At 60.6% G+C, this 11,986-nt stretch carries 12 protein-coding genes; 4 read left to right on the forward strand and 8 right to left on the reverse strand.

The window, feature by feature from the left end:
* Window positions 1-259: 259 nt before the first annotated feature.
* Together ASF04_RS01565 and ASF04_RS01570 are read left to right on the forward strand one after the other, a co-directional pair.
* Window positions 260-1,480, forward strand: a complete 1,221-nt coding sequence (locus ASF04_RS01565; RefSeq protein WP_056137609.1) for a porin — start codon at window positions 260-262, stop codon at window positions 1,478-1,480.
* A 13-nt stretch (window positions 1,481-1,493) separates the two neighbouring features.
* Window positions 1,494-1,904, forward strand: a complete 411-nt coding sequence (locus tag ASF04_RS01570) for a hypothetical protein (protein ID WP_056137610.1) — start codon at window positions 1,494-1,496, stop codon at window positions 1,902-1,904.
* A 59-nt stretch (window positions 1,905-1,963) separates the two neighbouring features.
* Here ASF04_RS01570 and ASF04_RS01575 read toward each other — a convergent pair whose 3' ends face one another.
* The 3 genes from ASF04_RS01575 to secA form a co-directional block, all read right to left on the reverse strand.
* Complete coding sequence (locus tag ASF04_RS01575; RefSeq protein WP_056137611.1) at window positions 1,964-2,470, reverse strand: GNAT family N-acetyltransferase; 507 nt, start codon at window positions 2,468-2,470, stop codon at window positions 1,964-1,966.
* The gene (locus ASF04_RS01580; protein WP_082488538.1) at window positions 2,451-2,741 is read right to left on the reverse strand and encodes a DUF1778 domain-containing protein; all 291 of its coding nucleotides are present in this window, start codon (window positions 2,739-2,741) and stop codon (window positions 2,451-2,453) included. Before ASF04_RS01580 ends, ASF04_RS01575 begins: the two co-directional genes overlap by 20 nt.
* Before the next feature lie 169 nt (window positions 2,742-2,910).
* Window positions 2,911-5,709 (reverse strand): preprotein translocase subunit SecA, encoded by a 2,799-nt coding sequence (gene secA, locus ASF04_RS01585; protein WP_056137612.1) that lies wholly within the window; start codon window positions 5,707-5,709, stop codon window positions 2,911-2,913.
* Window positions 5,710-5,950: 241 nt separating this feature from the next.
* Here secA and ASF04_RS01590 point away from each other — a divergent pair, with 241 nt between their 5' ends.
* Window positions 5,951-6,430: a DciA family protein gene (locus ASF04_RS01590; protein ID WP_056137613.1), complete on the forward strand. Its 480-nt coding sequence runs from the start codon at window positions 5,951-5,953 to the stop codon at window positions 6,428-6,430.
* Window positions 6,431-6,446: 16 nt separating this feature from the next.
* Here ASF04_RS01590 and lpxC read toward each other — a convergent pair whose 3' ends face one another.
* The 5 genes from lpxC to ASF04_RS01615 all read right to left on the reverse strand — a co-directional run bounded on the left by lpxC (window position 6,447) and on the right by ASF04_RS01615 (window position 11,100).
* Window positions 6,447-7,382 carry a UDP-3-O-acyl-N-acetylglucosamine deacetylase gene (gene lpxC, locus ASF04_RS01595; RefSeq protein ID WP_056137614.1) on the reverse strand — a complete coding sequence of 312 codons (936 nt, stop codon included), beginning with the start codon at window positions 7,380-7,382 and terminating at the stop codon, window positions 6,447-6,449.
* Window positions 7,383-7,424: 42 nt separating this feature from the next.
* Window positions 7,425-8,267, reverse strand: coding sequence for a DMT family transporter (locus ASF04_RS01600; protein WP_056137615.1), 843 nt, complete (start codon window positions 8,265-8,267; stop codon window positions 7,425-7,427).
* 209 nt (window positions 8,268-8,476) lie between these two features.
* Window positions 8,477-9,805, reverse strand: coding sequence for a type II toxin-antitoxin system HipA family toxin (locus ASF04_RS01605; RefSeq protein WP_056137616.1), 1,329 nt, complete (start codon window positions 9,803-9,805; stop codon window positions 8,477-8,479).
* The gene (locus tag ASF04_RS01610; protein WP_229204881.1) at window positions 9,806-10,264 is read right to left on the reverse strand and encodes an XRE family transcriptional regulator; all 459 of its coding nucleotides are present in this window, start codon (window positions 10,262-10,264) and stop codon (window positions 9,806-9,808) included.
* A 68-nt stretch (window positions 10,265-10,332) separates the two neighbouring features.
* The gene (locus tag ASF04_RS01615; protein ID WP_056137617.1) at window positions 10,333-11,100 is read right to left on the reverse strand and encodes a helix-turn-helix transcriptional regulator; all 768 of its coding nucleotides are present in this window, start codon (window positions 11,098-11,100) and stop codon (window positions 10,333-10,335) included.
* 94 nt (window positions 11,101-11,194) lie between these two features.
* Between ASF04_RS01615 and ASF04_RS01620 the strand changes: the two genes are divergently transcribed.
* Window positions 11,195-11,971, forward strand: coding sequence for a class I SAM-dependent methyltransferase (locus ASF04_RS01620; protein ID WP_056137618.1), 777 nt, complete (start codon window positions 11,195-11,197; stop codon window positions 11,969-11,971).
* Window positions 11,972-11,986: the final 15 nt, after the last annotated feature.

Genomic DNA, 11,986 nt, shown 5'->3' on the forward strand with positions numbered 1-11,986 from the left:
GCGGTGCGTGAGTGACGACTTTCAGTCGTGGCATAAATGTTAAACATGCCTGCACGATTACTGACACGATGTCATACAACTTATTGATTTTGCAGGTCTTTTTGCATAAAAACGACGAAATATAGAACGATCGTCCACTTTTTCGCATTTATTTTCATGCTTTAGGGCAATTTAGTTTAAGTTAAGCAACGAATGCCCCATCCCCGCATCGCCCTAGACAACGTAGTACAAGACAACCCTCAGCAAGGACGAGCACCTCATGAAAAAGCAACTATTAGTAGCAGTGATCCTGGCCGCCATGGCCACGATGCAGGCCCATGCCGGCGCCCTCGACGACGGCAACCTCAGCATCAGCGGTTTCGGCACCGTTGGCGTTGCCAAGAGCAATAGCGACACCGCGCAGTTTTCCCGCTACAACCAGTCCGAAGGCGTGGGCGACAGCCCGCGCATCGGTCTCGACACCAACCTCGGCCTGCAGGCGACGTACAAGATCAACGACTGGCTGTCGGGTACGGTGCAAGTACTGAGCCGCAAGGGCCCGGAGGGCAATTTCGGCACCGACCTGACCTGGGGCTTCCTGAAAGCAAAGATCAGCGATGAAGTGAGCATCCGCGTGGGCCGGGTTGCGGTACCAACCTTCCTGATCTCCGACTACCAGAACGTCGGCTACGCCAACACCATGATGCGCCCGCCGATCGAGCTGTATGCGCAGAACCCGATCGAGAACTCGGACGGCGTCGATATCAACTACCAGCGCGCTTTTGGCGACCTGAACCTGACCGCGCAAGCGTTCGTCGGCGTCAGCCGTGGCAAGCTCTACATCGCTTCGAACACCACCACGATCGCCGAGTACCGCGCTCCGGACGCCGGCATCAGCGTCACCGGTGAATACGGTCCCTTCGTGTTCCGCGCCGGCCATGCCCGCGCCAACCTGGAAATCAACGACCTCACCGCCCTCAACGCACTGGGCAATACCCTCAACGCCATCGGTTTCCGCCAACTGGCGTCGGACCTGAGCTTCAGGGATGGCAAGAAAATTGCATTCACGTCGCTCGGCATGACAATGGACTGGAACAATATTTTGCTGCAATCGGAGTATGCCCAGCGCCGCGCCAAGGAACCGGTGTACCTGGCCGATACCAATTCCTGGTACGCGATGGCAGGCTATCGCGTGGGCAAATTCGTGCCCTACTACGCACATGCATCGGTCAAGGGCGCGGGCAGCTCGGTCACCCTGCCGGCAACCCTGGCAGCGGCCCCGGCAACGCTGCGCGGCGCCATCAATTCGCTGGTGAGCTCGCAAGAGCAGACCACCGACCTGGTCGGCGTGCGCTGGGACTTCGCCAAGTCGATGGCACTGAAGATACAACTGGACCGCGTGAAACCGAAAGCCAAGTCGGGCTACCTGATCCACACGCCAGCCGCCGGCACCACCAAAGACGTCAACGTGGTCGCAGTCGGCCTCGACTTCGTATTCTGATCCGGGAGCACCTATGAACAACAATATTATTGCTGCAGTACTGGTGGCCGCGCTGGGCGCCGTGGCACTGCCGGCCTCGGCCGAAGTGGTCGTGATCGTCAGCCAGAAAAATCCTGCATCGCGCATGTTCTCGGAACAGGCTTCGCAGTTCTTCCTCGGTAAATCGAACCTGTTCACGCCGGTGGACCTGCCGGAAAGCTCGGCCGTACGTGCCGAGTTCTACAAGAAGGTGGCGGACAAGGATACGGCACAAGTCAAAGCCTTGTGGTCGAAGCTGGTGTTTACCGGCAAGGCTACCGCGCCGAAGGAATACGCCAGCGCCGCCGAGGTAAAGAAAGCCGTGGCAGCCGATCCGAAGGCGATCGGCTATATCGAGAAGTCGGCCGTCGATGATACGGTGAAGGTGATTTTGACGTTGCCGTAAGATGAAGTAGTGGCGGTCACTGTGGGTCACGGTGGCCGCCATGTTCCAGGCAGTAAGAGTTACCCGTTCGGAAATTCAGGCATCGACGCGATCGGCAGTACCAGGATGTCCGGATCGTTGGGAAGCTGTATGAAGCCGTATTTCTTGTAGAAGTCGACGGCGCCGTCTTTGGCGTCGACGAACATGGCAAAGCCGCCAACCAGCCGCGAAGCCTGGCACACCCGCTCCATCGCTTCGAACAACAGGCGCTCGCGGTAGCCGCGCTGTTGCGCGTTGGCCGATACCGCCAGCCTCGCCAGCGTATATCCCGCCACGTTCATCGGTAACTTTTTTGCCATCGCAACTGGCAATTCATCCTTGGGCGTGACATCCCGGATGGCCATGGTCACGAAGCCTTGAACCACTGTCGGGCTCTCTTCCTCGATCAGCACAAAGGTTTTAGAGGTATTATTTTTTTGATGCTGGCGCGCCGTGGTCCTCAACCAATGATTGAGGTCTGTATTGCCGCAGTCGAAATTGGCTACATCATGCGCTTTACCGAGCGCCTCAATCTTTACGATCGCCATATTTCTCTTCCATGAATCGCTTGAAGCCCCGCTGCATCGCTGCATTGGGTTGCGGCGGGCTATCGAGCAGGTTGAGCAACATGGCCGCGTCATCCCGAGAAATGGTGATGCGTTTTTCTCGATCCACAATCTTCTGTGCTTTTTCCAGCGCTGCCTGCACCACAAAACCATTCAGGGTAGTACCGGTCAACTCGGCTGCAGAGTTCAATACCTCCGCGACCGCAGTGGAGATCCGGGCAGTAATCCGCTCTTTCTCAAGTAGTGCGCTCATGAAATACCCTTCGGTGAGTTGACGATGACAGACGATCCAATCAATATAACGCAAGTTGATTAGTCGGCGACAAATTGACGCCATGCGACACTTTGTCACCTACTAACAATAGGCGTAAAAAAACCGCCATCATCGCGTGCGATCATGGCGGTTTTTCAATCGAAGTTTATTACGCCAGCTTGCCGTGGCAAGCCTTGTACTTCTTGCCGCTGCCGCATGGGCAGGGGTCGTTGCGGCCGACTTTCAGGCCCATTTCCATCAGCTGCTCGCCCGTGAGGTTTTGCAGTTCCGGTGGCAGGCCCGCGTAGTTGTTGGCCGATGCTGGCGCGGGCGCCAGCAGGTCTTCCGGCGCCGCGTTCGGGTCGAAGTCGGCGTGCTGGTAGCTGACGTTTTCCACGTGCGACTTCTGCATCTCGGCTTCGGCCAGTTCGATCTCGTCGCGCGACTGGATGCGCACGGTCATGATCAGCTTGACCACTTCGTTCTTGATCATGTCCAGCATCTGGCCGAACAGTTCGAACGCCTCGCGCTTGTACTCCTGCTTCGGATTCTTTTGCGCGTAGCCGCGCAGGTGGATACCCTGGCGCAGGTGGTCGAGTGCGGCCAGGTGCTCGCGCCAGTGGCTGTCCACGCTTTGCAGCATGACGTTGCGTTCGAAGCCGGCAAACGATTCGCGGCCGACAATGGCGATCTTCGCTTCGTACTGGGCATCGGCGGCAGCCAGCACGCGTTCCAGGATGTCGTCGTCGTTGATGTCTTTTTCGGTCTCGAGCATGTGCGCGAGCGGCAGGTCGATTTGCCATTCGGACGCCAGCGAGGCTTCCAGGCCCGCGATATTCCACTGCTCTTCGACCGATTCGGCCGGCACGTATTCGCGTACCAGGTCGGTGAAGGCGCCGTGGCGCAGCGAGTCGATCAGTTCCTTGGTGTCGGTGGCTTCGAGCAGCTCGTTACGCTGCTGGTAGATCACCTTGCGCTGGTCGTTGGCGACGTCGTCGTATTCCAGCAATTGCTTGCGGATGTCGAAGTTACGGGCCTCGACCTTGCGCTGGGCCGATTCGATCGAACGCGAGACGATGCCTGCTTCGATCGGTTCGCCTTCCGGCATTTTCAGGCGGTCCATCACGGCGCGCATGCGGTCGCCCGCGAAGATGCGCAGCAGCGGATCGTCAAGCGACAGGAAGAAGCGCGACATGCCGGGATCGCCCTGGCGTGCGGCACGGCCGCGCAATTGATTGTCCACGCGACGCGATTCGTGGCGTTCGGTGCCGATGATGTGCAGGCCGCCGGCGGCCACCACTTCTTCGTGCAGCGCCTGCCAGCCGTCGCGCAGTGCCTTGGCCTGCCTGGCCTTGTCGGCGTCGGACAGGTCCGGGTTGGCTTCGATGAACTGGATCTGCTTTTCCACGTTACCGCCCAACACGATGTCGGTACCGCGACCGGCCATGTTGGTGGCGATGGTGATGGCTTTCGGGCTACCGGCCTGGGCGATGATCTCCGCTTCGCGGGCGTGCTGCTTGGCGTTCAGGACGTTGTGCGGCAGGCCGGCCTTGGTCAGGATGCTCGACAGCAGTTCGGAATTCTCGATCGAGGTGGTACCGACCAGCACTGGCTGGTTGCGGTCGTAGCACTCGCGGATTTCCAGCATCATGGCGTTGTACTTTTCCTGCGCCGACTTGTACACCTGGTCCTGGCGGTCCTTGCGGGCCGATGGACGGTTCGGCGGCACTACCACGGTCTCAAGACCGTAGATTTCCTGGAATTCGTACGCTTCGGTATCGGCGGTACCGGTCATGCCGGACAGCTTGGCGTACATGCGGAAGTAGTTCTGGAACGTGATCGAGGCCAGGGTCTGGTTCTCGTTCTGGATCTTGACGCCTTCTTTGGCTTCCACCGCCTGGTGCAGGCCGTCGGACCAGCGGCGGCCGGTCATCAGGCGGCCGGTGAATTCATCGACGATGACGACTTCATCGTTCTGCACCACGTACTGCTGATCCTTGTGGTACAGCGCGTGCGCGCGCAGTGCGGCATACAGGTGGTGTACCAGCGTGATGTTGGCGGAATCGTACAGCGACGCGCCTTCGGCCAGCAGGCCCATCTGCGTGAGGATGGCTTCGGCCTTCTCGTGGCCGGCTTCGGTGAGCAGCACCTGGTGCGATTTCTCGTCCTTGGTGTAGTCGCCCGGCACTTCGATCTTGCCTTTGCCGTCGGACGTTTCTTCGCCGATTTGCAGGGTCAGGTGCTGCGGCACTTCGTTGATCTTGTAGTACAGGTCGGTATGATTTTCCGCCTGGCCCGAGATGATCAAAGGGGTACGCGCTTCATCGATCAGGATCGAATCGACTTCATCGACGATGCCGAAGTTCAATTCGCGCTGGACGCGGTCCTTGGCGTCGAACACCATGTTGTCGCGCAGATAGTCGAAGCCGAATTCATTGTTGGTGCCGTAGGTGATGTCCGAACGGTAGGCCAGCTGCTTGGTGCCGTGGTCCATCTGCGACAGGTTGATGCCGGTGGTAAGGCCGAGCCAGCTGTACAGCTTGGCCATGGTCTCGGCGTCGCGCTGGGCCAGATAATCATTGACCGTGACGATGTGCACGCCCTTGCCGGACAGCGCGTTCAGGTAGGCAGGCAGGGTGCCGGTCAGGGTTTTGCCCTCGCCGGTGCCCATTTCAGCGATCTTGCCATGATGCAGAACCATACCGCCGAGCATTTGCACGTCGAAGTGGCGCATCTTGAACACGCGCTTGCTGGCCTCGCGGCAAACCGCGAACGCTTCGGGCAACAGGGCATCGAGCGACTCTCCCTTGGCAACCCGATCCTTGAACTCGGGCGTCTTGGCTTGCAGCTCGGCATCCGACAGTTTTTCCATGGCCGGCTCGAGGGCATTGATCTCGCGTACCGTTTTTTGGTATTGCTTGAGCAGCCGCTGGTTGCGGCTGCCAAAAATCTTGGTCAGTAATGACATGCTTGAATTCTTGAAAAAACGCCGTTAAAAAAGCTCTGTAGGTGAAAAACGCTAGACCGCACGGAGTTCGACTATGGCAAAAGACGATGATTTTATCACGCGTCCGGGGGTACATTGGGTCTATGGTCTGGATAACAATAGCGGATAGGTGAACAATGTCACCAAACCAATCTATTTTACCCGGTGGTGACAGATTAGCCGGCGACTGACGTGCGCGGCGCCGTTGTGATATGTTCGCGCCATGCGATTCAATTCCTCCAACCTGACAATCAAGCGCCGCACCGCCGTGGTCGCCACCGACTTTTTGCGCCGCGACGACAAGATGGCCGCCCTGCTGCCGGCCATCGAGCGCATGGCCGCGCTGCAAAAAGACTGCGCTGCGGCGCTGCCGGCCATGTTCCGCTACTGCGACATTCTCGCTTTCGAGGACGGCCAGCTGACCCTGTCCGTGCCGAACGCGGCGCTGGCAGCCAAGCTCAAGCAGCAAATTCCAAAATTGCAGGAAACCCTGGCCAAGCGCGGCTGGCAAGTGAGCGCCACGCGCCTGAAGGTGCAGATGACCAAAGCGGCCGAAATCAAGGAACAGATGCGCTCGCTGTCACTGTCGGAAGCGGCGGTCACCGCTTTCGACGACCTCGGCAACAACCTCGAACAGTCGCCGCAGAATGCCACGCTGATTGCCGCCTTGAAGGCGATGGTAGCGCGGCGGCGTGAAGCCTGACGCGTCTAGATCGCCGCTAAATTTGCGTCCACTCGCTGGCCATTTGACGGGCGTAAGACTGCGGTGCGGCCTCAACCTTGTCAAAGGTGACAATTTCATACGCATCGGGATGCTTGAGCAATTCCAGCAGCAGCTGGTTGTTCAGCGCATGCCCCGACTTGTGCGCCTCGTAACCGGCGATCAGCGGGTGGCCTACCAGGTACAAGTCGCCGATGGCGTCCAGAATCTTGTGGCGCACGAACTCGTCGTCGTAGCGCAGCCCGTCCGAATTCAAGATGCGGTACTCGTCCATCACGATAGCGTTTTCCAGCGAACCGCCACGCGCCAGGCCGATGCCGCGCAACATTTCCACGTCCTGCATGAAGCCGAAGGTACGGGCCCGCGCCACGTCGTGCACGTACGAGACGTCGCCGAAATCGACCACCGCGCGCTGCTGCGTGCCATCGACAGCCGGGTGGTTGAATTCGATGAAGAAATCGAGCTTGAAACCGTCGTGCGGCACCAGTCGCGCCCATTTTTCGCGCTCACCGGTACCTTCGCGGATTTCCACCGGTTTCAAGACGCGGATGAATTTCTTGGCGGCCGGCTGCTCCAGCACACCCGCCTGTTGCAAAAGAAATACGAACGAGGAGGCCGAGCCGTCCATGATCGGAATTTCCTCTGCGCTCACTTCGATGTACAGGTTGTCGATGCCGAGGCCGGCGCAGGCCGACATCAAGTGCTCGACCGTGGAGACGCGGGCGCCGTCCTTGACCAGCACCGACGCCATGCGCGTGTCGCCGACCGCCATCGCGCTCGACGGGAACTCGACCATGGGCGAGAGATCGACGCGGCGGAACACAATGCCGGTATCGGGTTCGGCCGGGCGCAGGGTCAGCTCGACCTTGCGTCCGGAATGCAGGCCCACGCCGGTGGTGCGGACCAGTTCTTTGATGGTGCGTTGTTTTAACATGGGCTGATTATATCCAAGTTGTCCGGCCGGGGTTGGCTAAGGCTACGGATGTTCCGACTCCTTGTGAACGGACTCGCGCCGCACCAGGTAGATGCCGCTGGCAATGATGATACCCGCTCCCAGCAAGGTGTAGCCATCCGGCAGCGCCTGCCACAACAACCAGTCGATCGCCACGCCCCAGGCCAGCGCCGTGTACTCGAACGGCGCCACGATCGACGCCTTGCCGGTACTGAAGGCCTTGGTAATCGCCAGCTGGCCGAAAAAGCCCGACAGCGCCAGCGCCAGCAGCACCCAGCCGTCGGCCGCGCGCACCGGCACCCATACCGGCCAGGCCAGCGCCACGCCGCCGATCGCCATCAGGGTCAGCAGCCAGAACATCATCGACTCGGTACTGTCGGTGCGCGCGAGCAGCCGCGCGGTGATTGCCGACACCGCGTAGCACGCGGCCGCCGCCAGGATCGCCAGCCCGCCCAAGGTGAGGAAGCCGCTGCCTTCGGGACGCAGCACCACCAGCACGCCAACCAGCCCGACCACGATGGCCACCCACTGCCCGGCCACCACGCGCTCCTTGAGCACGAACACCGACAGCATGGTGATGAGCGCAGGCGCGATAAAGAAGATCGAATACGCCTCGGCCAGCGACAGCGCCTTGAGGCCATACGCAAACGTGGTAAGCATGCCGATACCGAGCAGCGCGCGGAAAACGTGCATGCCCCAGCGCACCTTGAAAATGCCGCGAAACGCGCCGCGATACCAGATGTAAACACACAGCAGCGGCAGCGAACTCAAGGCGCGCAAGGCGGTCACCTGGGTGGCGGGATACGTGGCCGATAACAGTTTCATGGTGGTGTCCATGAACGAAAACATCATCACGGCAGTCAGCATGGCGTAGATGCTGTGCAGGTTTTCCTTGCGGGAGATCGTGGAAGTAAAAGCGGAAGTCAGGGGAAGCTCCTTGCTGCGCTGGCCCGGAGGGGGCCACTGGGAACGTCATCATGGCGACGTCCGGAGCCAGGACGGCGCGAGTTGGCTCATGCGCGGTCGGCCATGATTATAGCAAGTTGACAATGGGTGTGCTGATGGACGAGGTTTGCCTACTCACTCAATGGTGAGCGGCGCGCTCTGGGTGGCGTATCCGCATAGGCCTCGGTTCGGAAGCCTCGCCGCTGGGACAGCAGCGCCTCGCCATCGATGCGTTGCGCGAGCTCTTCGATGTCGGCAGCGGACACACCATATGCCTGGAAGTGCTCTTTCCATCCATCCACGACGAGAATAACCTTTGCCACCTCGGCGCAGGCCTCGCGCGCGGTCAGGCCGAATAAGGCGTGCTGTGACATCGCATTCACGAGCGTCGAGTCCCGGCCGTCTGCGCCAACACCGAGCTCCTGGTGCCCCTGTCCGGAATTTGTGGGAAGCACGTCGTAGGCAGGCGCCAGCGCGAGCCGGCGTACCCTGGCGGACGCGCCCTTTCCTGCAGGCTCGGGGATAACCAGGAGCGTATGGTTCTTTTCATGATCGTCGGTGTTATCGATGAGAATATTGAACACCATGCGCCGAAATAACTCAGCCATTTCGCGCCTGTTTTCGCCACTCGCAGTCCTGCCGGATCGGCGCAGTAGTTGCGCCAGGTTCGGGTAACTCAGGTCAGGTTCCTGGGTTGCGGTGACCAGCGCACGCATGGCAGTGCCTGCCGAGATACAGTGGACACGCTGTGCGCCCTTGCGGTCGAATCGTCGCACCGCGATGGCGTTTTCCCCGGCGAGCGGGACCAGCCGGGTCTCTGCCACGGTAATGCCGGCTTTGCCGCAAAGCGTCATGGTGGCGTGCTCGATTAGCGGAACGTCCACCGGTTCGTTATTGAAGAATTTAATGACCCACTGCTCTCCCCCAATTTCGATCAGCGCCTTTGGCTTGGCGCCGCCGAAGCTGCCGCCTGATGCGGCCATGCGCCCTTCCAGCTCGGTGATAGGCTCTTTGCCGCTGATTTTCGCGATAATCTCGCTGAGCTTTTGCGCGCTCTCGAGCCGTGGTAGCGGCCCGACGATGCGGGGCAAGTAAGCGTCTTGGGAAGTGGAAACACCCAATGCGCCAAAGCGGTCGTCACCGGCGTAGTACAGGAACTCCATTAGCGACAACCGTGCAGGCTTGTCGATGAATCGGATAACCCGCTCCCCCCAGCGGTCCGGCCGGGCATCATCGACGGCGCCCGCAGCAACCTCCTTGGTGCGTGGCAAATGTTCGATATCGACCAATGGCAGATCTTCGCTCAACGGAAAACCCGATGCCAACCATGTGGGCGCATAGGTCAACGAGACGCCCTTGCCCGCGGTCACCAGGTTCAAGGTACCGACGAGACGGGGGTTGTCGGGCTCCTCAATAAACCAGAGATAAAGCTCGTTAGAAACAAGCTGATGGGTTGCCACCTAGGCCTCCTTGGCTTCCTTGCGTTTCTGGCGCGTTTGTGCCGACGCCTGGGCGCGGGCTTTGCCGAGCGCTACCGCTTTTCTGACGTCGAGTTCCAGTGCTCCACGATCCTTGTCAGGAGAGGCCAGCTCCGCAAGTGCACCGTCGCGGCCGATCAACCACAGGGCTGTAGCATAAATTCCCATGCCAACGCCAGGCTCGCCGGCCTCCAGCCGCATCAGTGTGGGCACGGACACGCCCAGCCGGGACGCCCATGACACCAGTGACTCTTTGCGGCGCAGTCTTGCGACTGCCAGGTCCGCCCCCAGGCGCTCAAGTGCCGACAGTGTGGCGGGCGGGAGTTGCTGTAGGGCGATAGGTATCTTAGGCATAATAAAAAGAATAGTAAAAACAACTGTTTCGTACAAGTCTTTGTTAGTTTCCCGAATATTCGCTTGTCGACTGAAGCCAATATACACAAAGAATTACATGAAAATGCTATTTTCGTGCAATTCTTTATTTACCTGAGTGTGAATAATGGCTGCCGTTATGGCAGCAACATCACCAGCTTCAGATCATGCCGCTTGGCCAGATGCATAGTCACCTGCGTCAAGGCCAGCTCCCCCATCGCAGGATGCTGGAAGCGGCGCAGGCCGCCGTCGCGGGCTACCACGTCCTGCAAGGTCCACAGGGCCTGGAACTCGGCACTGCCTTGCGACAGCTCGGCAATCAGGCCGGCGACGGCGGGCAGGCCCGCGTGCTTGCCGATGTCGGCGCGGAACTCGGCTACCAGGCGGCTGGCGCGGTCGTCCCAGTCGACGATCAGGCCGCGCGCGGCAGCGCTGCGGAACGTGAAGCGCAGCAGGTTCGGACGCAGCGGCGCATTGGCCTCGACATCGAGCCAGCCGCCGAACAGCGCCAGCGCATCGGCGTTCCAGGCCAGCGCATCCCACTGGCGATCGAGCACATAGGCCGGGGCGCCGATCGCATCCACCATCGCCTGCAATGGCTGCGCTTCTTCGTGCGTGGCGCTTGCTTGCGGGTCAATTCTATCGGCCAGGCTGAACAGATAACCGCGCTCGGCTGCGCTCAGTTGCAGCACGTCGGCCAGGCGCGCCAGCAGGTTGCTCGACGCGGCCACATCCCTGCCCTGCTCGATCCAGGTCAGCCAGGTAGGGCTGACGTCGCACAACTGCGCCAGCTCCTCGCGCCGCAGGCCGGGCGTGCGGCGGCGGCCGCCCGCCGGCAAACCTGCGCGGTCAGGCGTGATGCGTTCGCGGTGGGCGCGGATGAAGTCGCCGAGATTGTGTTGCATGGTAGTTCCTTATACCAGGATAAATCCTTGTCTTGTTACAGGATATGAATCCACCTATTCTGCCCTGACCACCACCATTTTTGGAGAAAATCTCATGCAGCAGCCAGCCCTTGTCGCCCAGCAGTTCGGCAACACCGCCAGCGCCTACCTGACCAGCGCAGTCCACGCGCAAGGCGCCGACTTGACCGCATTGCGCGACATCGCCGCCGGCTTGACCGGCAGCGCCAAGCGCCCCGTCGTGCTCGATCTCGGCTGCGGCGCCGGCCACGCCAGCTTCGCGGTGGCGCCGGTGGCCGAGTCGGTTACGGCATTTGACCTGTCGCCGGAGATGCTGGCCGTGGTGGCCGGCGCCGCGCGCGAACGGGGCTTGGCGCAGATCGTCACGCAGCAAGGCAACGTGGCCAGCCTGCCGTTTGCCGACGCGTCGTTCTGCATGGTGATGACGCGCTTTTCCGCCCACCACTGGTTCGATGTTCCAGCCGCGCTGCGCGAAGTCAAACGCGTGCTCAAGCCGGGCGGCGTGTTGGTCGTCATCGACATCACGGCGCCCGAATCGCCGCTGCACGACACCACCTTGCAGGCCGTGGAATTGCTGCGCGACGGCTCGCACGTGCGCGACTACCGTACCTCGGAGTGGCTGCGCATGCTTGATGACGCCGGCTTCGCAGGCGAGCGCGTGAGCGACTGGAAGCTGCACATGCAGTTCGACGAATGGACCGCACGCATGCGCACGCCAGCCGAACGCGTGACCGCAATCCGCAGCCTGCTGCGCGGTGCGCCTATGGAGACGCGTGACTATTTCGCGGTGCAGGACGATGGCTCGTTCACCATCGATTCCACCTTGTTCAGGGCGCACAACCGTCAAGACTGATCCCGAAGTGGATTT

It is taken from the genome of Duganella sp. Leaf61, assembly GCF_001421905.1.
Taxonomy (GTDB): domain Bacteria; phylum Pseudomonadota; class Gammaproteobacteria; order Burkholderiales; family Burkholderiaceae_D; genus Rugamonas; species Rugamonas zoogloeoides.

Coding starts and splice junctions, on each gene's coding strand:
- ASF04_RS01565 (WP_056137609.1), top strand. CDS start 260: ATGAAAAAGCAACTATTAGTAGCAGTGATCCTGGCCGCCATGGCCACG.
- ASF04_RS01570 (WP_056137610.1), top strand. CDS start 1,494: ATGAACAACAATATTATTGCTGCAGTACTGGTGGCCGCGCTGGGCGCC.
- ASF04_RS01575 (WP_056137611.1), bottom strand. CDS start 2,470: ATGGCGATCGTAAAGATTGAGGCGCTCGGTAAAGCGCATGATGTAGCC.
- ASF04_RS01580 (WP_082488538.1), bottom strand. CDS start 2,741: ATGAGCGCACTACTTGAGAAAGAGCGGATTACTGCCCGGATCTCCACT.
- secA (WP_056137612.1), bottom strand. CDS start 5,709: ATGTCATTACTGACCAAGATTTTTGGCAGCCGCAACCAGCGGCTGCTC.
- ASF04_RS01590 (WP_056137613.1), top strand. CDS start 5,951: ATGCGATTCAATTCCTCCAACCTGACAATCAAGCGCCGCACCGCCGTG.
- lpxC (WP_056137614.1), bottom strand. CDS start 7,382: ATGTTAAAACAACGCACCATCAAAGAACTGGTCCGCACCACCGGCGTG.
- ASF04_RS01600 (WP_056137615.1), bottom strand. CDS start 8,267: ATGCTGACTGCCGTGATGATGTTTTCGTTCATGGACACCACCATGAAA.
- ASF04_RS01615 (WP_056137617.1), bottom strand. CDS start 11,100: ATGCAACACAATCTCGGCGACTTCATCCGCGCCCACCGCGAACGCATC.
- ASF04_RS01620 (WP_056137618.1), top strand. CDS start 11,195: ATGCAGCAGCCAGCCCTTGTCGCCCAGCAGTTCGGCAACACCGCCAGC.